The sequence below is a fragment of the Ruminococcus sp. NK3A76 genome (genome assembly GCF_000686125.1).
Classification (GTDB): domain Bacteria; phylum Bacillota; class Clostridia; order Oscillospirales; family Ruminococcaceae; genus NK3A76.
Genome location: NZ_JMMA01000002.1, coordinates 349,036 through 374,874, shown reverse-complemented (window position 1 = coordinate 374,874; position 25,839 = coordinate 349,036). Strand labels below are relative to the sequence as shown.

27 protein-coding genes are annotated in these 25,839 nt (G+C 47.5%); 13 read left to right on the top strand and 14 right to left on the bottom strand.

Annotated elements, in window-relative coordinates; all coding sequences use genetic code 11:
• Positions 1-6: 6 nt before the first annotated feature.
• From CD05_RS0101945 to CD05_RS0101930, 4 genes are all read right to left on the bottom strand, one after another.
• The gene (locus CD05_RS0101945; protein WP_028509073.1) at positions 7-456 is read right to left on the bottom strand and encodes an ATP synthase subunit C; all 450 of its coding nucleotides are present in this window, start codon (positions 454-456) and stop codon (positions 7-9) included.
• A gap of 19 nt (positions 457-475) precedes the next feature.
• Positions 476-2,422, bottom strand: a complete 1,947-nt coding sequence (locus CD05_RS0101940; RefSeq protein ID WP_028509072.1) for a V-type ATPase 116kDa subunit family protein — start codon at positions 2,420-2,422, stop codon at positions 476-478.
• A 131-nt stretch (positions 2,423-2,553) separates the two neighbouring features.
• Complete coding sequence (locus CD05_RS0101935) at positions 2,554-3,570, bottom strand: V-type ATPase subunit (protein WP_028509071.1); 1,017 nt, start codon at positions 3,568-3,570, stop codon at positions 2,554-2,556.
• Positions 3,571-3,610: 40 nt separating this feature from the next.
• Positions 3,611-3,925: a hypothetical protein gene (locus tag CD05_RS0101930; RefSeq protein WP_028509070.1), complete on the bottom strand. Its 315-nt coding sequence runs from the start codon at positions 3,923-3,925 to the stop codon at positions 3,611-3,613.
• A gap of 260 nt (positions 3,926-4,185) precedes the next feature.
• On the opposite strand from CD05_RS0101930, the gene CD05_RS0101925 reads away from it, so the two are divergent.
• The 4 genes from CD05_RS0101925 to CD05_RS0101910 all read left to right on the top strand — a co-directional run bounded on the left by CD05_RS0101925 (position 4,186) and on the right by CD05_RS0101910 (position 7,818).
• The gene (locus tag CD05_RS0101925) at positions 4,186-4,638 is read left to right on the top strand and encodes an ACT domain-containing protein (protein WP_028509069.1); all 453 of its coding nucleotides are present in this window, start codon (positions 4,186-4,188) and stop codon (positions 4,636-4,638) included.
• Between the two features lie 15 nt (positions 4,639-4,653).
• On the top strand, positions 4,654-5,898 hold the full coding sequence (locus CD05_RS0101920) for a homoserine dehydrogenase (RefSeq protein WP_028509068.1): 1,245 nt from the start codon (positions 4,654-4,656) through the stop codon (positions 5,896-5,898).
• A 125-nt stretch (positions 5,899-6,023) separates the two neighbouring features.
• Positions 6,024-6,716 carry a hypothetical protein gene (locus CD05_RS0101915; protein ID WP_028509067.1) on the top strand — a complete coding sequence of 231 codons (693 nt, stop codon included), beginning with the start codon at positions 6,024-6,026 and terminating at the stop codon, positions 6,714-6,716.
• A 52-nt stretch (positions 6,717-6,768) separates the two neighbouring features.
• Positions 6,769-7,818 carry a hypothetical protein gene (locus CD05_RS0101910; RefSeq protein WP_028509066.1) on the top strand — a complete coding sequence of 350 codons (1,050 nt, stop codon included), beginning with the start codon at positions 6,769-6,771 and terminating at the stop codon, positions 7,816-7,818.
• A 44-nt stretch (positions 7,819-7,862) separates the two neighbouring features.
• On the opposite strand, the gene CD05_RS0101905 is transcribed toward CD05_RS0101910, so the two are convergent.
• The 8 genes from CD05_RS0101905 to CD05_RS0101870 all read right to left on the bottom strand — a co-directional run bounded on the left by CD05_RS0101905 (position 7,863) and on the right by CD05_RS0101870 (position 14,879).
• The gene (locus CD05_RS0101905; RefSeq protein WP_028509065.1) at positions 7,863-8,150 is read right to left on the bottom strand and encodes a hypothetical protein; all 288 of its coding nucleotides are present in this window, start codon (positions 8,148-8,150) and stop codon (positions 7,863-7,865) included.
• A gap of 89 nt (positions 8,151-8,239) precedes the next feature.
• A complete protein-coding gene (locus CD05_RS0101900; protein ID WP_028509064.1) occupies positions 8,240-8,650 on the bottom strand; it encodes an NUDIX domain-containing protein in 411 nt (136 codons plus the stop codon).
• A 198-nt stretch (positions 8,651-8,848) separates the two neighbouring features.
• Positions 8,849-9,388, bottom strand: a complete 540-nt coding sequence (locus CD05_RS0101895; protein ID WP_028509063.1) for a histidine phosphatase family protein — start codon at positions 9,386-9,388, stop codon at positions 8,849-8,851.
• A gap of 320 nt (positions 9,389-9,708) precedes the next feature.
• Complete coding sequence (gene thrB / locus CD05_RS0101890; protein WP_028509062.1) at positions 9,709-10,596, bottom strand: homoserine kinase; 888 nt, start codon at positions 10,594-10,596, stop codon at positions 9,709-9,711.
• Positions 10,597-10,615: 19 nt separating this feature from the next.
• Complete coding sequence (locus CD05_RS0101885) at positions 10,616-11,212, bottom strand: hypothetical protein (protein ID WP_028509061.1); 597 nt, start codon at positions 11,210-11,212, stop codon at positions 10,616-10,618.
• A gap of 222 nt (positions 11,213-11,434) precedes the next feature.
• Positions 11,435-11,839 carry a methylglyoxal synthase gene (gene mgsA, locus CD05_RS0101880; RefSeq protein WP_028509060.1) on the bottom strand — a complete coding sequence of 135 codons (405 nt, stop codon included), beginning with the start codon at positions 11,837-11,839 and terminating at the stop codon, positions 11,435-11,437.
• A 36-nt stretch (positions 11,840-11,875) separates the two neighbouring features.
• Complete coding sequence (locus CD05_RS0101875; RefSeq protein WP_028509059.1) at positions 11,876-12,622, bottom strand: P-loop NTPase; 747 nt, start codon at positions 12,620-12,622, stop codon at positions 11,876-11,878.
• Between the two features lie 490 nt (positions 12,623-13,112).
• Positions 13,113-14,879, bottom strand: coding sequence for a penicillin-binding transpeptidase domain-containing protein (locus tag CD05_RS0101870; RefSeq protein WP_028509058.1), 1,767 nt, complete (start codon positions 14,877-14,879; stop codon positions 13,113-13,115).
• A 323-nt stretch (positions 14,880-15,202) separates the two neighbouring features.
• Between CD05_RS0101870 and CD05_RS0101865 the strand changes: the two genes are divergently transcribed.
• The gene (locus CD05_RS0101865; protein WP_028509057.1) at positions 15,203-15,664 is read left to right on the top strand and encodes a DUF4830 domain-containing protein; all 462 of its coding nucleotides are present in this window, start codon (positions 15,203-15,205) and stop codon (positions 15,662-15,664) included.
• Between the two features lie 56 nt (positions 15,665-15,720).
• On the opposite strand, the gene CD05_RS0101860 is transcribed toward CD05_RS0101865, so the two are convergent.
• The gene (locus tag CD05_RS0101860; RefSeq protein WP_028509056.1) at positions 15,721-16,506 is read right to left on the bottom strand and encodes a zinc ribbon domain-containing protein; all 786 of its coding nucleotides are present in this window, start codon (positions 16,504-16,506) and stop codon (positions 15,721-15,723) included.
• A 202-nt stretch (positions 16,507-16,708) separates the two neighbouring features.
• Between CD05_RS0101860 and CD05_RS20495 the strand changes: the two genes are divergently transcribed.
• From CD05_RS20495 to CD05_RS0101840, 4 genes are all read left to right on the top strand, one after another.
• A complete protein-coding gene (locus CD05_RS20495) occupies positions 16,709-16,879 on the top strand; it encodes a hypothetical protein (RefSeq protein WP_156947259.1) in 171 nt (56 codons plus the stop codon).
• A gap of 22 nt (positions 16,880-16,901) precedes the next feature.
• The gene (locus CD05_RS0101850) at positions 16,902-17,603 is read left to right on the top strand and encodes a pseudouridine synthase (RefSeq protein WP_037322743.1); all 702 of its coding nucleotides are present in this window, start codon (positions 16,902-16,904) and stop codon (positions 17,601-17,603) included.
• 400 nt (positions 17,604-18,003) lie between these two features.
• Positions 18,004-19,152 (top strand): sn-glycerol-3-phosphate ABC transporter ATP-binding protein UgpC, encoded by a 1,149-nt coding sequence (gene ugpC / locus CD05_RS0101845; RefSeq protein ID WP_028509054.1) that lies wholly within the window; start codon positions 18,004-18,006, stop codon positions 19,150-19,152.
• Positions 19,153-19,241: 89 nt separating this feature from the next.
• Entirely contained in the window at positions 19,242-20,495 is a 1,254-nt protein-coding gene (locus tag CD05_RS0101840; protein WP_028509053.1) for an SGNH/GDSL hydrolase family protein, read from the top strand.
• 39 nt (positions 20,496-20,534) lie between these two features.
• On the opposite strand, the gene CD05_RS19375 is transcribed toward CD05_RS0101840, so the two are convergent.
• On the bottom strand, positions 20,535-20,882 hold the full coding sequence (locus tag CD05_RS19375) for a helix-turn-helix transcriptional regulator (protein WP_051588766.1): 348 nt from the start codon (positions 20,880-20,882) through the stop codon (positions 20,535-20,537).
• 130 nt (positions 20,883-21,012) lie between these two features.
• On the opposite strand from CD05_RS19375, the gene CD05_RS0101830 reads away from it, so the two are divergent.
• The 4 genes from CD05_RS0101830 to CD05_RS0101815 all read left to right on the top strand — a co-directional run bounded on the left by CD05_RS0101830 (position 21,013) and on the right by CD05_RS0101815 (position 25,388).
• Positions 21,013-21,561, top strand: coding sequence for a zinc ribbon domain-containing protein (locus tag CD05_RS0101830; protein ID WP_028509052.1), 549 nt, complete (start codon positions 21,013-21,015; stop codon positions 21,559-21,561).
• A 26-nt stretch (positions 21,562-21,587) separates the two neighbouring features.
• Positions 21,588-22,541 (top strand): zinc ribbon domain-containing protein, encoded by a 954-nt coding sequence (locus CD05_RS21030; RefSeq protein WP_028509051.1) that lies wholly within the window; start codon positions 21,588-21,590, stop codon positions 22,539-22,541.
• Between the two features lie 16 nt (positions 22,542-22,557).
• Positions 22,558-22,839 (top strand): zinc-ribbon domain-containing protein, encoded by a 282-nt coding sequence (locus CD05_RS0101820; RefSeq protein ID WP_028509050.1) that lies wholly within the window; start codon positions 22,558-22,560, stop codon positions 22,837-22,839.
• Between the two features lie 467 nt (positions 22,840-23,306).
• The gene (locus CD05_RS0101815) at positions 23,307-25,388 is read left to right on the top strand and encodes a glutamine synthetase III (protein WP_028509049.1); all 2,082 of its coding nucleotides are present in this window, start codon (positions 23,307-23,309) and stop codon (positions 25,386-25,388) included.
• Positions 25,389-25,839: the final 451 nt, after the last annotated feature.

Sequence of the window (25,839 nt, the reverse complement as noted above, 5' to 3'; positions counted from 1 at the left end):
GCTTTATCAGATGCCTATTGCCTTACCAACGTTGGAGATGATAAGGATAGCGATAAGAAGGCCGTAAAGAGCGATACCTTCACCAAGAACAACGAAGATAAGTGACTTAACGAATGCATCAGGGTTCTCGCTCGTAGCACCGATAGCTGCAGAAGCGCCTGCCGAAACAGCGATACCCGAGCCTACGCAGGCAAGACCTACTGCAAGCGCTGCGCCGAGGTAGCCCATGCCGGCACCTGTTGAGAGGGCTGCTGTAACGCTGCCGCTCTCCTCAGCTGCGAAAACGAGCTTGCCGATAGGTAAAAGAAGTGCAAGACCCATAACGCCGAAGAATGTGCAAAGGTTGCCTATGAATGCCTTCTTGGGGCTGCCGCCGTTTCTGATCCTCTTAGCCATAAGGATAAAGGGCACCATCAGCAGCACTACTACGATAAGCGGTAAAATGAATATCAACATAACTAATTCCTCCAAAAAATCAAATATCGTCTTTCAAAAGCTCAGAAGTTATCGGGACATATTCCTTGCCGCCGCTAAGATAGAAGCGGGAGAATATCTCGTAGAATTCGAGCCTGATTATCTGAATGGCAACTATCATGCCCTCCATAGCCATAACAAAAAGGTTTCCTATCACGAAAACTATCGGCTGGCCTACCTTGCTCATGCCCTCCATAAGGGTCATTACCACGAGCATCATGCCGGCGTGGCTCATTACGAAGCCGCCCACACGAAGGAAGGACATGGTGTTTGAGATGTATGAGAGCACAAACTCGAACATCTCGAAGAAATTCTCAACTATAAATCCGCCGACTGTCATCTTGTCGTCATGCTCGGAGAGCTTCCACTGTCTGTACTTTACGAACATCGCAAAAGGCACACGGCAGAATATGCACAGGAAAGGTATCACGATCAGAAACAGCACGAATGCACCGCTCATGACCTCCATATCGAGCATCATTGTAGCAACTACGCCGAAAACTATCGAGCCGTAGAAGACAAGACCGCAGATGCCGTTGCAGCCGAAGACAGCACTTTCGATATCCTTTCTCGCAAACGAGGTGAATATATTTATCAGCATCGAAACGACTATCAGGAAGATACCGATGCCGACAGCGGTAAAAAGTATGAAATTAGTACTCTCAAACGCCTTTAGCGGCAGGAAGTCTATGCCTGCCTCCTCATATACCGGATCGAGCAGTTCTTCCAGACCGAACACCGAGCCGTAGAGTGTGCCGAATATCATCGAGCAGATACCGCAGCGAAGCATTATGCCGCCCATATCCTTGCTCAGTTTCTTTCCTACCGGTATCGAGAGCAGAGCTATCAGAAAGCCCTGGCCAAGATCGCCGAACATTATACCGAACAGCAGCGAGTATGTAACTGCCACGAACGCTGTCGGGTCAAACCCGCCGTAGGTCGGCAGACCGTACATTCCCACAAGCATTCTGAAAGGCCTTGTGAGGAAGCCGTTTTTGAGTATCGTAGGCGGCCTGCACCCCGAGTCGCTGTCAGGCGGCAGGAATGTAAGCTCAACATCACCGCAGCACTCAAATGCCTGCTGCAGCTGCGCCTTGTCCTTCGCCGGGATAAAGCCCTTGATAAGGAACTTGTCCTTCAAAACGCCGGCCTTGCGCCTGAGTGTGAAAGCGCCCTTTAAGTATCTTAGCTTTTCGCAGGCATCGGCAAGCTCGTGCTTGTATTCCTCGGAGAGCTGTCTTATCTCCTCCTCGGTGAGCTCCAGGTCTTTCTTTCCCTGCTCTATCTGCTTTTGCAGCTCGCTGTGAGCCTCGGCAGCACTGCCCTTTACAAAGTCGGGTATCATCGTGCGCTCAAAGAAAAGCGTCTTGAATATCTCGTCTATCTCCTCTTTTTCGGCCTTTGGGCAGACATACATACCGTAGGTATATGTCAGATCCTGGTCGAACTCGAAGAAGAAGAAATTCCTCTCGAAGTAGCTTAGCTTCTTTGTGTTGTCGCTCGGCAGCCGTCCGAAGCGGATGCTGATGTATTCGAGATTGAAGAGCCTTGAAAGATCCTCCTCCATGCCCTTAAGGTGAGCTGTCTGCACGCTTGCCTCGCTTCGCTCAGCTATGTGCCCTTCGAGCTCAGACCTTCTTGTGTCGAGCTTGTGGTAGTGCTCGTATATTTTCTTGTAGAGCTCCTCGAACTCCTCTGCGGTGGTGAGCTTGCAACGCTCCTTGTCACCGCTCTCGTGTTCGCAGTCAAGCCCTGTGCAAAGGCTCGTGAATTTTTTCAGTATCGGCGAATACGGGTTTTTCTCGTTAAGCGGCTTGTAGCCTCCCGACGAATGTGAAAAGCCCTCCTCGATATGAAAGCTCTTGCTTAGAAGCAGAGCCTCTATCGCTTCATCGAGCTGCGGCAGCCTGCCGTTTATATTCACAAGCTCCATTTTTTCGGTGGCCAAAAACACCCCTCCTTGTTCAATGCAGAATGCCAAAACGCATAATGCATAATTGATGTGTGCGCCTGTCGGCGCAGTATTTTAATTATCCTGCAAAGCAGGATACCTCAGCTGTTAACTGTTGCCTTAACTGACTATATCGCCAGCTGTGCCTCTATCTCTGCAAGATCGGCGTGGTAGCGTATACCCTCTATGATGTGTGTAAGGTTCGCAGTCTCGATGTCGCATATCATCATGAATGCAAACAGCGCAGCCGCCGCAGATGTCGTTATCTCGATAACGTGCCTTACTGCCTTTATCCTTGCACGGGCGTTTCGTGACTCTATAGTCTGGTCGGGGTCATTATTGCGGTAGACCGACCTGTCCATGAGCCTTTCCATATCATCTATCTCGTCGCAGGAATAGAGCTCACGCATCTTCCGAAGCCCTATCCTTGAAAAAGGAAGGCTGCGGTTCTCTATCTCCTCCTTGCTCAGGGCGAAGTATTTCTTCATACGGTGAGCGTTGGTGTAGTTGATAAGGTCAGCGTCCGTTCCGACGAGCCTTTCTATCTCCTTGTACTCACCCTCCGAAAGCTCCTTCTTCGCACTTTCAAGGATACTATTGTAATAATGCACCCTCAGCGCCCTCTCGGCCTTTGCAAGCTCAGGCTCGCTGCCGTCAGACGGCATTATGCGCTTAAGAGGCTTGTAGTATTCGGTCTTTCTGAGCACCTTCAGTATCTCGTCAAAGCTGTGACACCCTGCGAGCGCCAAAAGATCAACTCTCGAATACTCTGTGATATACCCCGGAACAGATGCGAGGTATTCCTCATTCATTCCGGCCTCATACATATGCAGAAAGCTGATTATCTGCACCGTCTCGGCCTTTTTGGTATAGAACCTGAAAAACTCCAGCCTGCCGAGCTGCTGGAATCTTAACAGTCTCTGGTAGGTCATAAAGCTCTCTTTTCTGATAAGCTGTTCGAGATAACCTCTGTGTACCGTCGAAGGCTCAACGTCAGTCAGAAGCCCGTGGAAGCGTTCAAGACCCTTGAGGTAATCGCACAGCTCGGCAATAGTTGCCCTGTTGGTCATCTCGTGGTAATCGGCCTCTGTAAGAGCCGAGCCGAAGACCGTTCTTATTTTAGCTACTGTAGCATCAAAGCCCATACAGCACCGCCCTTCTGTTTAAGTATGTCCACAGCGCCGCTTAGTCCGCCGTGCTGTAAATGCCGTCTACTATGCCGGCTATCATTTCACTCTCGTGAGAACTGAAATACTCATCGAACTGTGCTTTCTTTTCCCTTTCATAGCTTTCACACGAGGCCTTTGCGTCCTGCCCCGAGTCGTCTATCTGCCTGATGCTGTATTCTTTAAGCTGCGAGAGCTTTTCTGCGTTTTCTTCCTTTGTGCTCTTTACCTGCTCCCTCGCCTGCTCTTTGAGGGCTTCCGCCTTCTCCTTGGCCTGCGAAACGAGCTTCTTGGCCTCGTCGTCTATAGCTATCAGCTCACTGATAAGCTCCATATCCTTCACCTCGCTATGGCAAATAATTATATATAATATAGAGCAATAATATTAACGCCCTATGAACATAGATAGTTTATTTTCGGAACATTGCAGAATGCATAAATATTTGTATGATTTTTGTGTGATTATGCCTAAAAACAATAGGCTTTTTACTAAAAGTTTACCTATTCTTACCCGTCCGCCGCCCTTGACAAATTTCGCAAAACGTGGTATAGTTGTATGTGTCATAAATACATCTGTTTTCGGGAGGTGGACTAATGGCGGCAAAAGACGGCGGCGGAAGGCTTGTTGTGGTAAGCACAGAGGTCCTGCCCGATATAGTGCTCAAAGTGCTCGAAGCAAAGAGCATGAGGGCAAGAGGCGAAGCAGGCTCGTCCGCTGAGGCGTGCAGGGCTGTGGGCATTTCAAGAAGCGCATATTATAAATATAAGGATTGCGTGTGGGGCTATGAGGAGCAGCTGACAAACTCGATAATCTCTCTCTACCTTGTGCTGAGAGACGAGAAGGGCGTGCTGTCATCTATCATCAAGGGGCTCTACGAGCTTGGGATGAACATACTCACGATAAATCAGAATATCCCGGTCGATTCGGTTGCTTCGGTGACGGTGTCGTGCAGATTTGAAAAGGGCACTGTAGAAGCAGGCGCTCTCAAAGCGGCGCTCAAAGACATCGACGGTGTGGTAGACGTGAAAATAATATCAGGAGAATAGAAAGGGTTTTAACAAATGGCAAAGGGAAATGTAGCGGTAATAGGATACGGTGTGGTCGGCTCGGGTACGGTAGAGCTTTTTGAGAAGAATCTCGACTCGATACAGAAAAAGATAGGCAGAGAGTGCGATATAAAATATATCCTCGACCTGCGTGACTTCCCCGATTCACCCTATGCTGACAGAATGGTGAAGGATTTTGAGACTATACTGGGCGACCCCGACATCGAGGTAGTAGCTGAGGTAGTAGGCGGAAAGACCTTTGCTTATGACTATACAAAGAGACTTTTAGAGGCAGGAAAAAGCGTTGTCACATCTAACAAGGAGCTCGTTGCCTGCAAGGGCGCAGAGCTTCTGAAGATAGCTAAGGAGCATGAGTGCAACTACCTCTTTGAAGCATCTGTAGGCGGCGGTATACCGATAATCAGACCTCTCAACAAGTGCCTCGCAGGTAACGATATCCTCAATGTCTGCGGTATCCTGAACGGCACTACAAACTTCATACTCACAAAGATGATAAGAGAGCAGATGCCCTTTGAGGAGGCTCTTAAGCTCGCTCAGCAGAACGGCTATGCCGAGGCTGACCCGACAGCAGACATCGAGGGCATAGACGCTCAGAGAAAGATCTGCATATTGGGCTCGCTCGTTTACGGCAGACATATATATCCCGAAATGGTGCATCATTCAGGTATCTCCGGCATCACACTCGACGATGTTGAGTACGCTGAGAACGCAGGCTACGGCATCAAGCTCATAGGCTCTGTAAAGAAGCTCGACAACGGCAAGCTCGCAGTTATCGTATGCCCGAGACTTGTTCCCAAGACAAACCTGCTTTCAAACGTTGACGATGTTTACAACGCTATCGCAGTTACAGGCGACGGCGTAGGCGACGTGCTGTTCTACGGCAGAGGTGCCGGCAAGCTGCCGACTGCTTCGGCTGTTGTAGGCGATATAATCGACTGCTTAAAGCACCAGCACACAGTCTTGAAGCTCACATGGGAGGACAGCGAGAACTCAGACTTCATCGAGCCCTACAAGCAGGTAGAGACTTCGATGTATGTAAGGATAAAGGCTGCTGACGCCGAGAGCTTAAAGCCTGCACTTTCCGAGATGTTCGGTTCTCTTATATATCTTGAAAGAGCTTCCCGCCCGAGCGACGAGCTTGCATTCATAACACCTGCTATGAAGGAAGCTGACATCGACGCTAACCTCACTATCCTCTCCCACTCGGCAGAGATAGCAAGCAAGATAAGACTTTTATAATATATCCCGAGAGTTTATGCCATAGTATTTCTGATGCAAGGTCAGAGGTACTATGGCTTTTTTGTATTGACAGATCTGTGAGCATCATGCTATAATACTACATATAAAGGCAGTAGGTGATATCAATGGATAAATGGCAACAAGCGACACAGGAGATACAGGATATTTTCAGCCTGTTCTTTGATGAGACTATTATATCCTGCCGGCTGATAAATACAAGCATAAATGACAGCGATCTCAGGGAGACTGTCATTGCAAAGACCGCCTCAGGCAGCAGGTGGGTGATAAAGCTCGCTGACAATGATTTTACATTCCCCGAAAGGATAAAGGTATGGCAGAGGACTGTGCAGGAGTATCTTGACCTCGGCTATTACTGCCCTAAGATATTATGCGACAAGACAGGCACTTTCCCTGCCATAGAATACAAAGGGCACAGCTGCGTGGCATATGCCGAGGAATACTCAAAGTATGCCCCGATAGAGGAAAGAGAGCAGGGTGACAGTGACAGGGGCAGCGCTCTCTTTGCAAGCTGCCATAAGGATATATGGAGCATGACAGCAAAGGTGGCTGCAAAGCACCTTGACTATACGGAATATCCTTCCGGGTACTGTATGTTTGAGACATTCTGCCCGAGCGATGAAACAGACGAGGTGCTTGAAAATGCACTTTGCTGGAAAGAATATGCCGATACGCTCCCCGGTGAGTTTGGCAGTCAGGTGCAAAGGATATGGCGCTTGTGGAATGACAACAGGGCAGCGGCAGCTTTTTGCATAAACCGGAGCCTGCACTTCTGTGCAGCCCTACAAATTTCTCCTTAATATGTCACATCTGCGCCCTTTCAAGCGAATGTATTATATAAGGGGTGATATTATGTTCAAAAAAATCATTTGCCTGCTGAGTGCTTTAACGCTCGGGCTAAGTGCTGCTTCCTGCAAAGAGAGCGACAGCGAGAGCAGCCAGAAGACTGTTACCTACAACACAGATTTTAATTTCAACGATAGCTTTTTCCTGCCGACCACACCGCCCATGTGCGAATACACCTATAAATTCTTTTCCGCCGATATTGACCGGATAAACGACCTTGTTGAAACGGCCTTCGGACAGGGGTCATTCGGCAGGGGCAAGAGTGACAAGGGAATATCATACAGCACATCGGGCGACTATCCTGTATACAACTGGTATGACGAGACAGAGCAGATAAGCGCCTACCTTGACGAGCTGGGCAGTATGTCCTATTTCAAGGGTAAATACTCGCAAAAATACAACGACAATGAGGAGACAAAGCTCATAATGTCGGATATGGTCTTTGCCGAGGAGTTTGACAAGAGCATAACTCTTGACGGAAAGACTGTCTCCTACAGCACCCTTACGCTCGATGCGCAGGAAAAGATAAAGGACTGCCTCGATGCAACAGGCAGCAGCACGGAGTTTACGCCGATCTGTGCAAGAGAATACTCAGACGAGAGCGGAAAGCTCATATATGTAAGCCTTGACTATGCCGCCAAATTCGGCACCGGCTGCTTTTCCACAGAGTATTTGCCAAACGGCGACGACAGCTTTTCAGGCAGCTTTGCGGCGTTTGCATTGCCACGCATACACGCCTATTACTATACTCCCGATGATATACAGGGCGTGTGGATACAGAATGCACAGCTTGACGAGATAAAGGAAGGCAAGCGGCTTGACGGGCTCGATGCCGAGGCAGCACTTAGCAAGCTAAACGAGAACTGCCCCTTCAGCCCAAAGGACATCACCCTATGCCACGCACAGCTCGAATACCGCCCCACTGATGAAAAGGACGGCGTTATGACTGCACGCCCCTTCTGGTGCTTTTACTACAAAAAAAGCAGCGGAGAATACGGAACACTTGCCGTTGATGCCGTTTCGGGCGATATCAGCAATAACGAATTGCAGGCATAAGACAAAAAAGCCGCAGGCACTAAACCTGCGGCTTAAAATTATCGTTAATTGTATTTAAGATAAGTGAGAAGGCTTGAGAAGATGCCGACAGTCGAATATATGATGATAACTGCTGCGAGTATCTTCATTATGATACCAAGCACCGGGATCCAGCCAAGGCCGAAGATCATTATAACAGCTATGATTATCGCACCAAGATAGATGCCGACCATGATGCACAGCTGCTTGACATCGTCAGTGTTGTATTTCTTTGTGAGAGGAAAAACATCCTCCATAGTGAGATTTGTGAGCTTTTCCTTTGCTCTTTCAAACAGCTCCTGCAGATCTTCCATTATGACCCCTCCTGACTTTTTTTGGATAAAACTTTTACAATATCATTCTACTACATTTTCGTTGATTTGTCAAGTATTTATGTGCAGATTTATATATCAATTTCGTAATGGAGCTTCATGATTTCGAGCATATGCCCGATATTTCCCTCTCCTGCGAAATTTTCGGTATCAAAGAAATTTTCGCTCATGCTCACCCATAGCAGCTTGTTCTCATCACCGCTGACCTCTGTCTCATCAATCAAAGCTCCGCCGTAGACCTCGACATAGCAGTTATCAAGCGGATAGTCAAATGTCAGAAAGCGTGTGAGTGTGATGTCATTCTTTGTAAGCCCCGTCTCCTCAAAAAGCTCACGGTAAGCGGCTTCAAGGTGGTCTTCACCCGGCTCTATCTTGCCGCCGACGAGGTTCAGCTTGCCCTTGTAGGGGTCTTTTAGCCGCCTGCACATAAGCCAGTCGGTCTTGTTTTTGTGTATCACGGCGATACAGTTGTAGCCCTGCACAAAACTCCCCCTTTTTTTCAGGTAACAGGTTACAGGTAACAGGTAACAGGTAATGTGCGCCTTCGGCGCATTATGTCCATTCGGACTTATACCTAAACGAAATCGCCATAATATAACATAAGTGCTTCCCAAACAGCCCGTATGGGCATCCGTCGGCGCAAGCCGACACCTCACCTGTTACCTGTTACCTGTTACCTGTTACCTAATATCATATTTCCTCAGCTCACAGTTCCCCATGAAGAAATTTGAGAACTGCTCGGTGGTCATGTCGTTGAAATATGTCTCAGCTATGCGGCAAACTCCGCCGTGGCATACGCAGAGCACCGTCTTGCCGGGGTAATTCGCCCTTATGTCGTCGATGCAGGAATAGACCCTGTGCGCCAGCTGCAAAAGCGACTCGCCGCCGCCTTTCATTCTCACGCCGAACTCACGCTTGGCCTGCGCAAAGCCCTCGGCGGTGCGGTGCATATCCTCATACTCGCCGTAATCCCACTCGGTAAGGCGCTCATCAGTCACCACAGGCACGCCGATGCACTCAGATACTGCCGCTGCCGTGTCCTGCGCACGCTTCAAGGGGGAAGCTATTATCACGTCTATATCCCCTGCCCCGGCGCATTTTTTTGCAAGCTCTGCCGCCTGCTGCCTGCCCTTTTTTGTAAGCTCGCAGTCGGTGACACCGCTTATATGGTCAAGCAGATTCATTTCCGTCTCACCGTGACGGGTGAAGTAGATAGTCATGTTGAAAACCCCGCTTTTTCAATGCATAATTATTGTGTCCTGCCGTGCAGGCTTGCCCCCTCATACCCCTTCGCACACACGGTTTTGCGTCGGGGATAGGCTTTTAAAATCAGTCGGCGCAGCCGACACATTAAGGCAACACCGCACGAAGATTGTGCGCAAATTGCGCAGTCAGCTTTTTCGTCAGATCGCACAGATTTTCCGAAGGAATACTACCGTATTTCAAGGAAAAAATGTGTAATATGACGGAAAAGATGCAAGTAAGTTGCGTACAAAGCCTTCAGGCGGTCTTTGTGCGGTGTTGCCTTAACTGTCAACTGTCACAGCAGCTTCGTTCCCTCGTTGTCTATCGTCAGCTCGTGTACTCTCCAGCTGCCGAGCCCTGCGTTTTCGAGCGAGAATTGCAGCTTGCCTGCAAAGAAGGTGTTGCTCTCGTCTGCTATAGCCATAACTGTCGGGCCTGCGCCTGAGATGTAGGCGGCATATGCGCCGTGGGTGTAGGCTATGTCAAAGACTTCCTTGACGTTGGGGATAAGCTCCATGCGGTAGGGCTGGTGCAGCCTGTCGTCAACGGCAGTCTTTAAATTCTCAAACTTGCCTGTCAGCAGAGATGCCGAGAAAAGTGCCGCACGGGAGAGATTATAAACAGCGTCTCTGTGCGATACTTCTTTTGGCAGGCAGGCTCTTGCCTTTTCGGTCTTGAGCTCGAAATCGGGTATTATAGCTGCGAATTTCAGCCTTGTGTAGACCTCCTGCTTTACCCAGTGTACCTTCCTGCCGTCAAACACAGCCGTGACTATGCCGCCGAGCAGTGCAGGTGCTGTGTTGTCGGGGTGCCCCTCTATCTGTGCGGCGAGGTCTACAAGGTCGTCCTTTGAGAGAGGCTCGCCGAGCATCTTGTTAGCCCCCACAAGTCCTGCGATAATGCAGGCAGACGATGAGCCCAAGCCCCTTGCCATAGGTATGGAATTTGTCTGGCGCAGGGTAAGGCCTTTTAGCTGCTTGCCGCAGACTTCATACAAGTCCTTTGCGGATATGTAGATAAGGTTTTTTTCATCTTCGGGCACGGGCGTGTCGTCAAGGCTCCTGATGTCGATAACATCATTCTCCTCCATCTCAGCCGTGTTGTAGAATGAAAGAGCAAGCCCCAGCGCATCAAAGCCGGCGCCTAAATTTGCACTTGTTGCGGGTATTTGCAGTTTTATCATTTTTGTGTCTCCTTATTCTTTATTCTTCACTTGGGTCAGATGTCACATCAAGTATCACGCCGAACAGGTCAAGCAGCCCGACGTCGTCATCGTCGTCATTGTCATCATCGTCCTCGTCCTCTGCGTCAGCCTTTTGTGTGCTGTCAGGGGGCGTGTGCTCAGCTATGCCCTCGGGTGCAGGTGCGTCCGCCGCAGGCTTTACCGTCTGCGGTAAGGGCACCGTATCCAGCTGCTCCGAAAGCCCGTAAACTATCGCATCCATAAGCCCCGTCACCGCAAAGGTGTCGATAAGCGCATTGTCGGGCTTTATGCCGAGCGAATCAAACGCCGTGTCCTCCCCCGGCTGCCAGTCGTCAGTGTAGTGGCGTATCTTAAGATCACAAAGCACGTCCTTGAAATAAACGCCCTTTTCGGTGAAGACTATCCCGTTCTTCCCCCGCCCGAAAAGCGAGGTATCTATGACCCCCAGCACCCTTTCATCGGTTATGCCAAAGCTCTTTTTGACCTTTTCAAGGTGTTTTGTCGGTATATTCGGCTCGACCTGCGCTTCAAACGCCCCCTTGGAGCAATGCGAAAGCCGTTCGAGCAGTAGTTTTTTGATAAGTGCTGTGTCCATGATCATTCTCCTTTATCGGTCAACTGTTAACTTCTATTATACGCCAATTTACGCCTTTTGTCAACAAAAGTGACCCGGGCGCAAGCCCGCCACCGCCCTAATGGGCATATCATCGCCCGTAGGGCGATACCTCATTCATTATTTCATTATTCTTTATTATTTATTCATTTGCTTGCAAAGCCAAAAATACCCTCCGCTTTACGGAGGGTATGTACTATAGCATCATCTTGTAGGATTAACGATGTCTCTCCAGTCGAGGTCGCCACGTTCGAGAGCGTGGATAAGAGCCTCTGCTGTAGCGATATTTGTCGCAACGGGAATGTTGTGAACATCGCACAGTCTTAAAAGATTCATGTCGTTCGGTTCATGTATGCCTGCCGAGATAGGATCCCTGAAAAATAGCAGAAGGTCGATCTCATTGCAGGATATCCTTGAAGCTATCTGCTGGTCGCCGCCCTGAGAGCCGCTGAGATAGCGCTGTATTTTAAGCCCTGTCGCCTCGCCGACGAGCTTGCCTGTTGAGCCTGTAGCACAAAGATTGTGTCTGCTCAGCACGCCGCAGTATGCGATACAGAACTGCACCATAAGCTCCTTCTTCGAGTCGTGAGCTATCAAAGCAATGTTCATCTGTATTCCCCCCAATTATATGAATATTTTGTCATGTTAAGCCTTGATCGAAAGCGGGATATGCTCGCCCTTTATTCTTCTCGATATAGCCGAGAATGCAAGGAAGCCCATAGAGCTTGACGAGAGCGGTGCGCCCTTGCCTGTTGCTATCGGTATAGCGCTGTCCTCAGGGATAACGCCTAAGAGCTGAACGCCTACAGTGTCGATGATAGCATCAAGGTCGTCGATATTATCAAACTCGAATATCCTCTTGCTTGCCTTGTTGATAATAAGCCTCTGCTTCTGGTTGCCTCTCTCATAGAACTCGTCACTCATCATCTGAGCGTCACGGACGCACACAGGGTCAGGAGTAGTTACTATAAGGATAAGGTCGGAGTTGGTAACTATATCAAATACAGAACCGTTGATACCTGCCGAGGTGTCGATGATTATGTATTCAAAATACTTTCTCATTTCTGTGGTTATCTTCTCGATATCCTCAGCCTTGAGCTGAACGAACGGATCAGACGGAGCACATAGAACGCTCAGGTTAGATGCGAGCTTTACAGTCGTTGTAGCCTTGTATACGTCGCAGGTCCCTTCTATAACATCACCGAGGTCGTATGGGATATTTCCCTGCATACCGAGCATGATATCCATACATCTTAACCCGAAGTCGAGCTCGATTATAAGAGTTCTGTTGCCCTGCTTTGCAAGTGCATAGCCCAGGCAGGCGCTGATCGAGGATTTGCCCGTACCTCCCTTACCGGAGGTGACTGCAATAATGGTTGACTTATTTGGCATAGACTTATGCTCTCCTTTCGATATGAGACCACCTGCCCTGCCCCCATAGGGCGCAAGGGGAGATGATAATAAGTATAGATTACTATTCTATTTTACCACATTTCTATAAAAAGTCAAAGCAAAAAAATGCCAAAAAAGCAATTTCGTAGCATTGCATTGAAATAGCAAACTTTTCTTGTATATTTTGCACAATGCCAAGTCAGTGGCATAATATTACAATATGGTATATTATACAGAAGTTTTTGTTTAATTATGTTATAAATGCCCAATAGCCGTAAAAGCCATGCTTTTTTTCAGGTAACAGGTAACAGGTAATAGGTAACAGTTAAGGTGCGCCTGCGGCGCATTATGGCCGTTCGGCCTGATTCTTTCAAATGTGTGTTGCTTCAAAGCCGCTTTTTAAGCTCATATTGCCCGAATGAGCATCAGTCCGCCGGAGGCGGACACCACACCTGTTACCTGTCACCTGTTACCTGTTACCTGTTACCTGTTATCTCAGACTCTCCCACTCCTCCAGCAAAGGCCTTACCAGCTCATATGAGCACTCGCTGTTTTCAAGCACTATAGAAAATGCTATCTCAGGCTTGTCTGCCGGGTAGAAGCCTATCACCGTGCTGTTGTAGCCGCTGCCTGTCTCGGGGGTGCCTGTTTTTATTGCTGCCTTGTAAGGGAGCGCTGACAGGCTTGCCTCGCCCCAAATGTTGTCAGCCGCCATTATCATGCCCTCTTTTACCTGCGTAAAGGCGTAGTCGTTTTTGAGTATGCGCTTTTTGTCCTTTGTCTCGCCGTCTGTCAGGGTGAGCGGTTTTAAGCAGCCGTCGTTTGCTATTATCTGCGCCCACTGAGCCATTTGCAGAGGGGTCACAGCTGTCTCTGACTGGCCTATCGCCGACTGCAAGAGCAGCCCCTCGCTCCACGCTATGCCAAGCTCGGCCACACTGCCGGGCGTAACTACCCTGCCCCGGGCGTTTTCGAGGGGGATATCTATGCTCTTGCCGAGCCCGAACGCCTGCTGCATGGCACTCAGCTTGTCAACACCTATCATCTGCGAAGACTTATAGAAAAAGACATTGCAGGAGTCTCTGAGCGCTGTCTGCACGCTCTCGTAGCCGTGATATCCAAGGCAGGAAAACATCGTATCTCCGAGAGGATACCATTTCCCGCACCAGAGGTAGGTGTCCTTGTCTATCGCCTTTGCATCGAGGGCAGCTATAGCGGTTATCGTCTTCATGGCAGAGCCGGGGCGGTAGAGCCCCATGAGCGCCCTGTCAAAAAGCGGTGCTGCGGCATCTTCGGAAAGTGCATCATAGTCCTTTGCAAGCCTGCCGGGGTCAAAGTCGGGCGCTGACGCTGCACTTAGTACGCCGCCTGTCTTGCAGCTGACAACGCAGACTGAGCCTGCCGTACACCTGCCCTGCGATATCATATCCTTTATAAGCGACTGCGCTTTAAGCTGCATATCACGGTCTATCGTAAGACGGATATCCTGCCCGTCCTGCGCATCTATCCCCGACTGCTCATGCTTGGCTATGCCGCCGTTATACAGGCGGTAGCTTGTCTTTTGATAGCCGTCGCTGCCCTGCGTTCCGTGCTGCTGCTCGTATTCCGTGACGATATGCGGTGCTGCTGCCTGGCCGGAGATTTTTTTATACTTTCTGATAAAGCGGCTGCTGACCGTAACAAACGGCTCGCTTTGTGATATCATCTGCGCCTGCTTCGAGAGCTTTTCTGACGGGGCATCGCAAAGCACAAGCATATCATCACTGCACAAAAGTGCCGCATAGCGTATACACAGCACAGCAAAGGCATTTTCGGCCTTTTTATCAATACGGAACACATCATACAGCCTGTCAAGCAGCTCGGAAGGCTTAGCTCCGTCAAGCCCTGTCACCGTCTGCATGAGCTTTATCTCATCATCGCTGCCCGTCTGCTCTCCCTCAGCCGACACTGGCAGAGAAAAGCTCTCGGCGATACTTTCATCGCTCTCTATAAGGCAAAAAAGTGCATTATCCACCGCCTCATCGGAATAGAAAAGCTGCGGCAATAAGCAGAGCGTCTTGCTCTCGCTGTCATACGAGAGCGGTCTGCCCTTGCGGTCGAGCAAAGCGCCCGACTTTGCACTCAGCGGTATGTTGACTGTCACGATATTCCCCTCATCAAACTCAGCAGATGCCGCCGTATAAAGCCCCACAAACGGCATCGCCGTCATCATCGCCCCTGCTATGAACGCAAGCGTCCTTGAACGTCTGCAAGACAAGATAAGCCCCCCCTTTTCTTCAGGTAACAGGTAATAAGTAACAGGTAACAGGTATTGTGTCCGCCTTTGGCGGACGAGATGCCCATTCGGGCTTTTGGCATTACGCTATTATTGTATACGTACAGTAATGTTAGCCTGCAAGCCCGAATGGGCATAAATCGGCGCAGCCGATACCTCACCTGTTACCTGTTACCTGTTAACTGTTAACTGTCACCTGTTACCTCATTATTATGTCCCCGACAGAAGTGATTATCCCCGCCGCAGGCATATTCTGACGGACAGGCGCATAATATTTACAAACTCATATCGAAAGAGGTGCTGTTATGTTTATCAAAACATTCAAGGTAAAAAAGAAAGCCGGCGCTGCCGTGCTCGGCATACTGCTTGCCGCACTGATAGCAGCGGCAGTGCTCATAGCAAGGGCAAGCTCCGGCAAGGCGGATATCTACACTTTGAAGACCGAGGAAGACAGGCAGGCGTTCATTGCCGAAATGGGCTGGGAGGCCGACGAGGAGTACGAGGAATGCAAGGTCGTGCTGATACCTGAGAACTGGAACGATGTATACACCAAATACAACGAGCTGCAAAAGGAGCAGGGCTTTGACCTTGAAAAATATAAAGGCCGCACCTGCGAGATATACTCCTACCACATTCACAACTACGAGGGCTATGAAGACAGCGAGGACGTATACATAGACCTCTACATATGCGACGGCGTGCTCATTGGCGGCGATGTCTGCTGCACAAGGCTCGACGGCTTCATGCAGGGGCTCAGAAAGGCCTGATATAAAAAACAGAGGTATCGGATAATCTCCGGTACCTCTGTGGTTTTTATGTTTGATCATGCATTGAACGAATCAAGCATTTTGAGCAGATATTCCTCATACTTGCTCTTTTCTGACTTTGTGCAGTATACGTTCACCTGATAATAGCAGTCGCCTCGTGGGAACAGTGCCTCTACATAGTAAACATCATCGCTCTTGCTGACATGATTTGCAGCGTGCCTGTTATATCCTGCGTAGATGTATTCCTTGCCCTCACGCACCTGGTAGTTTATCTCCTGGCCGTCTATCTTCGTTGTCCTCCTGCCGCCGTTCGTTACAAGTGCAAGATATTCCTTTGCCGAAAGTGAGCCAAGCTCTGTCTTCTCGCTGTTTGTGTAGTGATAAACGCTCACGTCAAAGCCTATATCTTCTGATGTGTAGAAATCGAGCAGCTCCTCATCATCGTTCAGCGGAGTGAGCATCTTGCCCTTTTTCAGATTTCTCGGGGCCTTCATCGAATAGCCCTCGCCGCTGTAGGATTTCCATGTGCTCTCATTGGTAATGGATTTCTTGTTGTACCACTGAACACCGAAGAAAATGCCTGCGCCGAGCAGCAGTGCAAGAATAACTATGATAGGTGTCGGGTTGAATGCTTTTTTGTGCTTGACCTGATCGAGCGTCTGCCTCGGGAAGGGGTTCATCTGGCCGCCCATCTGACCGCCCATAGGAGCACCCATCTGACCGCCCATTTGTCCGCCCATCTGATTGCTGTTACCATACCCTCCGCTGAGCGAAAGAGGCCTGCCGCACTGGCAGAAAACAGCGCCGTCGGGGTTTTCCTGTCCGCAGTAAGGACATCTCATATTTTCTTCCTCCTTAATACCGGCAATAGCTTACGGCCGGCTTTCTTTTTGATGATTATACCATATGCCCCGACTTTTGTCAATCGTTTTCGATGCGATTTGCTTTTTTATATAATATATGGTATAATACATTAGGCAACTCGCCAAAAGCAGCATTATAAAACTATATTATCATAAATGCAATAAACATTTCGGAGATACTATGGAAAAATACGCAGGCATCATCAGCATAGCATGGCTTATCATCATCATAGGTCTTTTTATACTATATAAGAAGATCATACCAAAAACGCCCCGACAGCTCAAAAAGAATAACGGCAAAACAGGCAGCGGACTGCTTGATACGCTGTGGGGCTATCTTGCGCCGATCTGATAAAAAAAAGGGGGCAATAAAAATGCGGCTTGATAAATTCATCTCATCTCAGCGCACCGACCTGTCACGAAACGACGTAAAGGCGCTCGTGAAAAAGGGTCTTGTAACCGTTGACGGCAAAAAGGCCAAGAAAAGCGATATGCAGATAGATGAGAACACCGCCTGCGTGCAGGTAAGCGGCGAGGAGATATCATACAGAAAGTTTATATACCTTATGCTCAATAAACCGCAGGGTGTTGTATGCTCTACTAAGGAAGGCGCCTGCCCTACAGTTATAGACATTATCCCCGAAAAATACAGACGTGAGGGGCTGTTCCCGGCTGGGCGGCTCGACAAGGACACCGAGGGCTTTGTGCTGCTGACTGATGACGGCCAGCTTGCCCACAGAATGCTCTCGCCAAAGTCGCACGTTCCAAAGCGCTATTTTGTAAGGCTCGAAAAGCCGTATGAGCAGGGCTATGCTGAAGCCTTTGAGAGCGGCATGACGATAGACGGCGGTGAAAAATGTCTGCCGGCTGAGTTTATTCCTCTTGATAAGGAGAACGAGTGCGAGGTCGTGCTGCACGAGGGGAAATTCCACCAGGTAAAGAGAATGTTTGAAGCGCTTGGAAACAAGGTCATATACCTTAAAAGAATAATGATAGGCGCACTCCCCCTTGACGAAGCTCTCGCCCTCGGTGAGGTGAAGGAGATAGCCGATATCACACCTTTGGAGCAGCGCTGAAAATGTAAAATATGCAAAATTGTGCATAATGCAATACAAATCCAAGCCGCAGCTGCTACACTTTGTGTAATCATACACACGGCACAATATCTTGTGAAAAAACGCCGTTTTGCCCCTGTATTTGGGATAATGCACAAAGATGTTGAAAGAAAACATACACAATGATGAAGGCATTTGGGATATTTTCCCAGTGTATGTATATTTTTAGTCAATATTTATAAAGACACAGAATAAAGTTTAGTTAAAAAAACTCTTGTTTATGTATGAAAAATTTGTTATGATATTAACATAGCTAATATAGGTGGGCTATGTCTCAGACGGCTGCGGTCAGAGAGACTGCATGGCTGCTTACATCAATTAGTAAATCAAAATTTATTTAAAATAGGGAGGTCCTTTTTAGATGGCAAGTGTATCACTTAGAGAGATCTACAAAAAGTACGCAGGCGGTGTAATCGCCGTATCCGACTTCAACATTGAGATCAAGGACAAGGAGTTTATTATTCTCGTAGGCCCTTCAGGCTGCGGTAAGTCAACAACTCTCCGTATGATCGCAGGTCTTGAGGAGATCAGCGAAGGCGAGCTTTATATCGGCGACAGACTCGTTAACGATATAGCTCCTAAGGACAGAGATATCGCAATGGTTTTCCAGAACTACGCTCTTTATCCTCATATGACAGTTTTCGAGAACATGGCATTCGGCCTTAAGCTCAGAAAGGTTCCGAAGGATGAGATAGCAAGAAAGGTTGAGGAAGCTGCAAGGATCCTTGATATAGCTCACCTCCTCGACAGAAAGCCGAAGGCTCTCTCCGGTGGTCAGAGACAGCGTGTTGCGCTCGGCCGTGCTATAGTTCGTGAGCCTCAGGTATTCCTTCTCGACGAGCCTCTTTCCAACCTCGATGCTAAGCTGAGAGCACAGATGAGAACCGAGATCTCCAAGCTCCACAAGAGACTGGGTACAACATTCATCTACGTTACACATGACCAGACAGAGGCTATGACGATGGGTGATAGGATCGTTGTTATGAAGGACGGCTACATCCAGCAGATAGATACTCCTACAAACCTCTATAACAGCCCTGTTAACCAGTTCGTTGCAGGCTTTATAGGTTCACCTCAGATGAACTTCATCGACGCTAAGCTCTTAAAGGCAGGCGACAGCTTCCTCGTAGAGTTCGGCTCTGAAGATACAAAGACAACACAGGGCAAGAAGTACACCATCGAGATCCCTGAGAGCAAGGCTGCTACAAACCGTGAAGCACTCGAAGAGCTCGTAGATCAGGAAGTTATCCTTGGTATCCGTCCTGAGGCTATCTCTGATGAGGATATGGTCATCGCATCCGCTACAACAGGTAAGGTCACAGCTACTGTTGAAGTTACCGAAATGATGGGTGCTGAGACATACCTCTACCTCACCTGCGAGGGCATCCCGCTCACAGCAAGAGTTGCTCCCCGTTCGACAGCTCGTCCCGGCGACGATATCGAAGTTGTTCTTGAAGCTAACAAGATCCACATCTTCGATAAGGAGACAGAGAAGACTGTTATCAACTGATAATAATACACGAAATATATGTGACCTCCCACTTATGTGGGGGGTTACTTTCGTATATGGGTATTTGAAACGATTACAAGGAGAATACTATGCTTAAGAGAACACTCACCTTTATACTATCACTGCTTATCAGCACATCTGCCTTATGCGCCTGCGGTGAGAGCAGCCCGTCATCATCGTCCGGTACTGAAAGCAGCGCATCTTCTGTGGAAGAAAGCTCGTCAGAGCCCGAAAAGCTCCCCGAGACTGACGAGGAATGGCAGGCGGCAATGCTTGACACCTCGCTTGTGAGCTACGGCAACACAACGCTTATCAAGGATAAGATAGCCAAGGCTCAGGCCGGGGAAAAGATAACTCTCGGCTACCTCGGCGGCTCGATAACCGAGGGCTACAAGGTCAAAAAGGACGAGTGCTATGCTTCTCTTTCCTACAACATCTTCAAGGATATGTTCGGCACGGGCGACAATGTGCAGTACTGCAACGCAGGCTTAAGCGGCACGCCCTCAAAGCTCGGCGTGCTGAGAATGGAGCGTGACCTGCTGGTCAGCAAGCCTGATATCGTGTTTTTGGAATATGCCGTGAATGACGGCTCAGACTTCACCTATCAGGAGGCATACGAGAGCATAGTAAGAACGCTGCTGGAGCAGGACATCGCCGTGATACTGCTTTTCTCGGTGACGAAGGACGACTACTCGGCGCAGGACTACATGAAAGAGATAGGCGCATACTACGACCTGCCGATGATATCCTACTGCGATGCGCTCAGATTCTTGTTTAAGAATGACAGGCTGACATGGAAGGAGTTCTCAAACGACGAATCGCACCCAAACGCCGAGGGTCACAAGCTGGTGGCTTCGATGATAGAACACTACTTCAAGACTGTGACCGAGCAGCCCGACAGCGGAGAATACAAGCTCCCCGACGAGCCCAACACCCTGCTGCTGAGCTACGGTGCAAAGATGTACGAGGGCGATGCCCTTGAAGCAGATGAGCTCGGCGGCTGGTATCAGGGCGAGACTGATGTTGCTTCATTTACAAACGGCTGGACGCACCGTGCCGGCGAGAGCGAGCCGATAAAATTCACGCTCAAAGGCAGAAACGTCTTCATCATCTACAAGGAGGTCGGCTCGGGCAACTATGCGACCGTCGAGGCGGTATACAAGACCGACTCCGGCACTGAGGACAGCAAGCTCGTCAAGGGCGTTGCCAAGGGCGGCTGGGGAAATCCTCAGGTGGCGCAGATAGCAAACTCGGAGACAGAGCAGACATACGAGATTACAGTCAGCCCGATAGCAGGAGACGAGGACAAGGCGTTTCAGATACTCGGGTGGGCGGTGACGTGAACAAATAACGCTGACAGAGCACAGGCTTTGTCAGCGTTTTTACATATTATCTATATTCGCAGCAAGAATTTTTACAGTGTTAAGGAAATTCTCGACCTTTATCGGGTCATGGTTTTTCAGGTCTGCCGAGATGCCCTCAAACACGCTCATTTTGTCATTTTTCACATCGAGCAGAAGATAGTCAAGCGACATACCCAATACATCTGATATGCTTATCGCCGTATTGAGCGACAGGTTTCGTGAGCCACGTTCAATATGCCCTATATACGACGGCGTGACACCGCAAAGCTCCGCCAGCTTCTCCTGACTAAGCCCCATAGCAGCTCTCTTATTCTTAACTTTTTCACCTATTGCTAAAAAATTTACGTTTGTTTTGCTATCTTTCATATATTCATCACCACCTTTTATTATACATTATGCACAAATAATTTGTAAATATACTGGCAGTCATAATATTGACATACAGTACAGGATATGATATAATGTATGTATCAAAGATGAATTGGAGGTAGATTCTATGGCATTTTGCAGAAACTGCGGTGCTGAGCAGCCCAATAACGCAATAGTCTGCTTATCGTGTGGCTGTGCGCTGTCGCCAAAAGCTGCCCCACAAAGCAAAGCAGGTGGCGAACTTGTAAGACCTCAAACAAGCAAGAGCTTTAAAATCATCGTCATAGCTTTTGTGGTAATACTTGCAGGCTTGATAGGAATAACAGTCATTTATCATGTATCAGATCCGGAAAGGTATGCAACAAATTGCTGTGAAGACTATCTTAAAAATGTGAAGGAGAAAAACAAAGGCAGCGCTATGAAATTTTCAAATTCGCAGCCCAAATTGCTTGACAGCACGGGAAATATATATTATTTCTATGTTGAAACATCATCAACTGTTATGAGTTCTACGATCAACAGCGGCGCAATAATAGTTATTCGTGTTGACGGAATGATAAAAGCTAATGACTACACCCACATCGCAGATGTGCCATTAGGCGACACCGATAAATCTAAGCTTGATGACCAACTAAAGATCGTTAAGCAAATGTATGATAACCAATCCACAAAATAATACTTATGAAAGCGAGGTAATAAACCATGGCATTTTGCAGAAACTGCGGAAAGGAAATTGATGATAAGGCTGTTATTTGCGTGCATTGCGGTGTGCCATTATCAAACAGAAATAATAATCAGGTAAAAAGTATGGTTAACGAAAAGCTTTTTAAAAAGACACAAAGTATTGGGGCTGTTTTAATCGTTTTGGGTGCTGTGGGGATATTGATCACATTTATTCTCTGTTGGGCAAAGTCTTTTGAATTGAAAAAAACAGGATATAAAACAGCATTCATAGTAGCGTTTATTGGCTTTATAGTATTGTTATCTGTTGGTACTGCAGTATATTTATCAAGAAAAGCAATTATGGATAAAAAGGACGTAAAAGTTAGTATTGTAAAAATCATTATAATGATAGTGGGCTGTATTACATTAATAGCCGGAATTGTTTTTTTTATTACAGAAGGTATTAATTTTAATGGTAGCTATCACAAGGTCGCATTTAGTTTTAAATTAAAAGTTTTATTCGGTATCGACAAATTTTCTTATCAATATAGAATAGTACTTATTTCTTACATCATACTTGCATTTTTAGGGGGCGCAATAATAGTTATTTCAAGACTTATTTTTAATGAGAAAAATGATTTTGAGATATTGAAACAAACTATATCAAACGAAACTTCGGCATACTCATCAACTACACAAAGCAATAAGATTTATTGCAGAAACTGTGGCGGAGAGATTGATGAAAATGCTGTAGTTTGTATACATTGCGGTGTGTCACTCGAAAAACATTCAATGCAAAGAGATAAGGAGAATGAAGATAGAAAGGCTTCATTGCTTGAAATTATTGGTGCAGTAATTATGCCGGGACTTGGTTCTATTCTTGGAATAGTATACTATCTGCTTGGAAAGCAACGTGCAGGTAAGACATTATTTGTTATTGGCAATCTATCAGTATTAGGATATATTATTATATATAATGCTATGCAAATATAAAATCGGAGGAACTAAAATGGCATTTTGCAGAAACTGTGGAAAAGAAATTGACGATAAAGCTGTTATATGTATTCATTGTGGTGTTCCACAAGAGGATATTCAGAGCAACACTAACAACGATAACGAAGATAGAAAAGCAACCGCTGCCGAAATACTTGCATCTATATTATTGCCTATCGTTGGCGTAATAATCGGCATTGTATATCTGTCAAAAGGAAAGAAAACAGCGGGTACTACTGCTCTTATTGCAGGTATTGTTGCTTGGTTTGTTTATTATGTTTTGTTCTTTGCCGGATAATAAACCGAAGTGATTTTACTCCCCCGTTAGTATTCCGACATAAGTCAATGACAGCCCATAATAATGACCCCTCTGTTAAAACTATTAACCCCCTATTAACGCCAAATTATTTAACTGTTTCTTTGTGAAATCTGCACCAAATATCTTTCAACAATCGAGGAATTACTGGTTTATGTTTACTAAAAGTAATACTTTTTGACATATTTTGACCCGTTGGTTAAAATTATTAACGCATAATTAAGCCGGAATTACGCAGATATAGATTTGTGAAAACTGCACCAAATATCTTTCAACAATGGGGTATTTCTTGGTGCTTAATTTACGAAAGTGTCAAAAGACGGCAATTACCTCTTGACAAATCGGGCAAAAAGGTATATACTCATAACTGTAAACAGCAAAGGCGCTGTGGACGATGTTATTTGTCCGCAGCGTTTTTATTTTTTTATACTTATCGAAAAGGAGTAATCATTATGAACGTACCCGAGTTATTTGGCAGCGATGTATTCAATGAAGCAGTCATGAAGGAGCGCCTTCCCAAGCAGACATACAAGGCACTTAAGAAGACTATCAACGACGGCACACCTTTAGGACTTGATGTTGCAAACGTTGTTGCAAACGCTATGAAGGACTGGGCTTGTGAAAAGGGCTGCACACACTATACTCACTGGTTCCAGCCGATGACAGGCCTTACAGCAGAGAAGCTCGACAGCTTTATCTCCCCTACAGAGGAAGGCCACGTTATTATGGAATTCTCGGGCAAGGAGCTCATCAAGGGTGAGCCTGATGCTTCCTCGTTCCCCTCCGGCGGCTTAAGAGCTACTTTCGAGGCAAGAGGCTATACAGCATGGGATCCTACATCATTCGCATTCATCAAGGAGAATACACTTTGCATCCCTACAGCATTCTGCTCCTATAACGGTGAAGCACTTGATAAGAAAACTCCTCTCCTGCGTTCTATGGAAGCTATCAATAAGTCAGCTCTCAGAGTATTAAAGCTCTTCGGTTCTGACGCTACAAGAGTTATCTCAAATGTCGGCCCCGAGCAGGAATACTTCCTCATCGACAGAGAGATGTATTCTCACAGAAAAGACCTTATCTATACAGGCCGCTCGCTCTACGGCGCACCTGCTCCGAAGGGTCAGGAGCTTGAAGACCACTACTTCGGTACTATCAAGACAAGAGTTGCAGCTTACATGAAGGATCTTGACGAGCAGCTCTGGAAGCTCGGCGTTTATGCAAAGACAAAGCATAACGAAGTTGCTCCCGCACAGCACGAGCTCGCACCTATCTTCGGTACAACAAATATCGCAACAGACCACAACCAGCTCACAATGGAGATCATGAAGCGTACAGCAAGAAAGCACGGCTTCAAGTGCCTGCTCCATGAAAAGCCTTTCGCAGGCATCAACGGCTCCGGTAAGCACAACAACTGGTCTATCTCTACAAACACAGGCGTAAACCTCCTTGACCCCGGTAAGACACCTGCTGAGAACGCACAGTTTTTGCTCTTCTTAACAGCAGTTATCAAGGCAGTTTACAAGCATCAGGACGTGCTCAGAGCTTCCGTTGCATCGGCCGGCAATGACCACCGTCTCGGCGCTAACGAAGCACCTCCGGCTATCATCTCCATCTTCCTTGGCGATGAGCTCACAGCTATCCTCGACGCTATCGTAAATGGCAAGAAGTACGAGGGCGAGCACGTTGACATGGAGATCGGCGTAGACGTTCTCCCCAACTTCCCGAAGGATACAACAGACAGAAACAGAACTTCACCTTTCGCATTCACAGGCAACAAGTTCGAGTTCAGAATGCCCGGTTCAAGACTTTCCTGCGCTGGCCCGAACACAGTTATTAACACGATCATCGCAGAAACACTTGACGACTTCTCCGAAAAGCTCGAAAGCGCTTCCGACTTCAAGGCAGCACTCAATGAGCTCATCAGAACAACTATCAAGGAATGCGAGCCTATCATCTTCAACGGCAACGGTTATTCCGACGAGTGGCCTGTTGAGGCTGAAAAAAGAGGATTACTTAACCTTAAGTCCACTCCTGAGGCTGTTCCTACATTCGCAACACCTGAGAACATCGCACTCTTTGAGAAGTACGGTGTATACACAGCAACAGAGCTCCATTCAAGAGTTGAGATACTCCTTGACGAGTATGTAAAGACACTCAACATCGAGGCTCTTACAATGGTAGACATGGCTAAGAAGGATATCCTTCCTGCTGCTGCAAGCTATGTAAAGGATCTTGCTGAGACTGCAAACCTTTCCAAGAACATCGGCGCACCTGCTGAGTTCGAGACAGAGCTTGTAAAGAAGCTCTCAGTGCTCATGGCTGATATGTATAAGAAGCTCGGCGCACTTGAAGATGCTATCGTCAAGGCTCACGACATCACAGATGTTGCGCAAGCAGCAAACTACTACCACGATGTAGTATTCGCAGCTATGGGCGAGCTCAGAGCTACCGCAGATGAGATAGAGGTATCCGTAGGCGAGAAGTACTGGCCTTACCCGACATACGGTCAGCTGCTCTTCTATGTAAAATAATCAAAACTATAGTTTGCAATGAGGCGGACTGCACACCGGGGGCATACCATACCCTCCGGCCTGCGGCCGCTTTTTATATTACAGATAACGCCATATCTCGGTATACTCCGAGATGACCCCACCATATATTTTCGTCAGAGCGCCTTGCATCACGCAGGGCGTTTTGATGTTTTTGGGGCTGATACTACACAGACAAGCCTGATGCGGCAAAAATGAGATTTCAAGGAATATTGAGAATTATTGAGAAAAACGCAGCTATCTCCGGATAATTCAAGCAACCGTGCCAAAGTGTCATAAATCTCCACTTGCGGTTCATATGAACTTATGGTATAATCTATGTAACGCAGATGATAACCCGGCGAACATAAAATACGGTAAGGTGTTACTTTGTTTAATATATGAATAATTGTTCACTTGCTCATAGGTGATATATAACAATTTGCCTTGGCTA

What these genes read in the sequence shown, in the direction of transcription:
- CD05_RS0101895 (WP_028509063.1), bottom strand. Translation starts at nt 9,388, where the DNA reads ATGACTATCTACTTCACCCGTCACGGTGAGACGGAAATGAATCTGCTT.
- CD05_RS0101905 (WP_028509065.1), bottom strand. Translation starts at nt 8,150, where the DNA reads ATGGAAGATCTGCAGGAGCTGTTTGAAAGAGCAAAGGAAAAGCTCACA.
- CD05_RS0101920 (WP_028509068.1), top strand. Translation starts at nt 4,654, where the DNA reads ATGGCAAAGGGAAATGTAGCGGTAATAGGATACGGTGTGGTCGGCTCG.
- CD05_RS0101885 (WP_028509061.1), bottom strand. Translation starts at nt 11,212, where the DNA reads ATGGACACAGCACTTATCAAAAAACTACTGCTCGAACGGCTTTCGCAT.
- CD05_RS0101850 (WP_037322743.1), top strand. Translation starts at nt 16,902, where the DNA reads ATGCGGCTTGATAAATTCATCTCATCTCAGCGCACCGACCTGTCACGA.
- CD05_RS0101945 (WP_028509073.1), bottom strand. Translation starts at nt 456, where the DNA reads ATGTTGATATTCATTTTACCGCTTATCGTAGTAGTGCTGCTGATGGTG.
- thrB (WP_028509062.1), bottom strand. Translation starts at nt 10,596, where the DNA reads ATGATAAAACTGCAAATACCCGCAACAAGTGCAAATTTAGGCGCCGGC.
- CD05_RS0101915 (WP_028509067.1), top strand. Translation starts at nt 6,024, where the DNA reads ATGGATAAATGGCAACAAGCGACACAGGAGATACAGGATATTTTCAGC.
- CD05_RS0101910 (WP_028509066.1), top strand. Translation starts at nt 6,769, where the DNA reads ATGTTCAAAAAAATCATTTGCCTGCTGAGTGCTTTAACGCTCGGGCTA.
- CD05_RS0101925 (WP_028509069.1), top strand. Translation starts at nt 4,186, where the DNA reads ATGGCGGCAAAAGACGGCGGCGGAAGGCTTGTTGTGGTAAGCACAGAG.
- CD05_RS0101935 (WP_028509071.1), bottom strand. Translation starts at nt 3,570, where the DNA reads ATGGGCTTTGATGCTACAGTAGCTAAAATAAGAACGGTCTTCGGCTCG.
- CD05_RS21030 (WP_028509051.1), top strand. Translation starts at nt 21,588, where the DNA reads ATGGCATTTTGCAGAAACTGCGGAAAGGAAATTGATGATAAGGCTGTT.
- CD05_RS19375 (WP_051588766.1), bottom strand. Translation starts at nt 20,882, where the DNA reads ATGAAAGATAGCAAAACAAACGTAAATTTTTTAGCAATAGGTGAAAAA.
- CD05_RS0101865 (WP_028509057.1), top strand. Translation starts at nt 15,203, where the DNA reads ATGTTTATCAAAACATTCAAGGTAAAAAAGAAAGCCGGCGCTGCCGTG.
- CD05_RS0101930 (WP_028509070.1), bottom strand. Translation starts at nt 3,925, where the DNA reads ATGGAGCTTATCAGTGAGCTGATAGCTATAGACGACGAGGCCAAGAAG.
- CD05_RS0101830 (WP_028509052.1), top strand. Translation starts at nt 21,013, where the DNA reads ATGGCATTTTGCAGAAACTGCGGTGCTGAGCAGCCCAATAACGCAATA.
- mgsA (WP_028509060.1), bottom strand. Translation starts at nt 11,839, where the DNA reads ATGAACATTGCTTTGATAGCTCACGACTCGAAGAAGGAGCTTATGGTG.
- CD05_RS0101840 (WP_028509053.1), top strand. Translation starts at nt 19,242, where the DNA reads ATGCTTAAGAGAACACTCACCTTTATACTATCACTGCTTATCAGCACA.
- CD05_RS0101820 (WP_028509050.1), top strand. Translation starts at nt 22,558, where the DNA reads ATGGCATTTTGCAGAAACTGTGGAAAAGAAATTGACGATAAAGCTGTT.
- ugpC (WP_028509054.1), top strand. Translation starts at nt 18,004, where the DNA reads ATGGCAAGTGTATCACTTAGAGAGATCTACAAAAAGTACGCAGGCGGT.
- CD05_RS0101860 (WP_028509056.1), bottom strand. Translation starts at nt 16,506, where the DNA reads ATGAGATGTCCTTACTGCGGACAGGAAAACCCCGACGGCGCTGTTTTC.
- CD05_RS20495 (WP_156947259.1), top strand. Translation starts at nt 16,709, where the DNA reads ATGGAAAAATACGCAGGCATCATCAGCATAGCATGGCTTATCATCATC.
- CD05_RS0101875 (WP_028509059.1), bottom strand. Translation starts at nt 12,622, where the DNA reads ATGCCAAATAAGTCAACCATTATTGCAGTCACCTCCGGTAAGGGAGGT.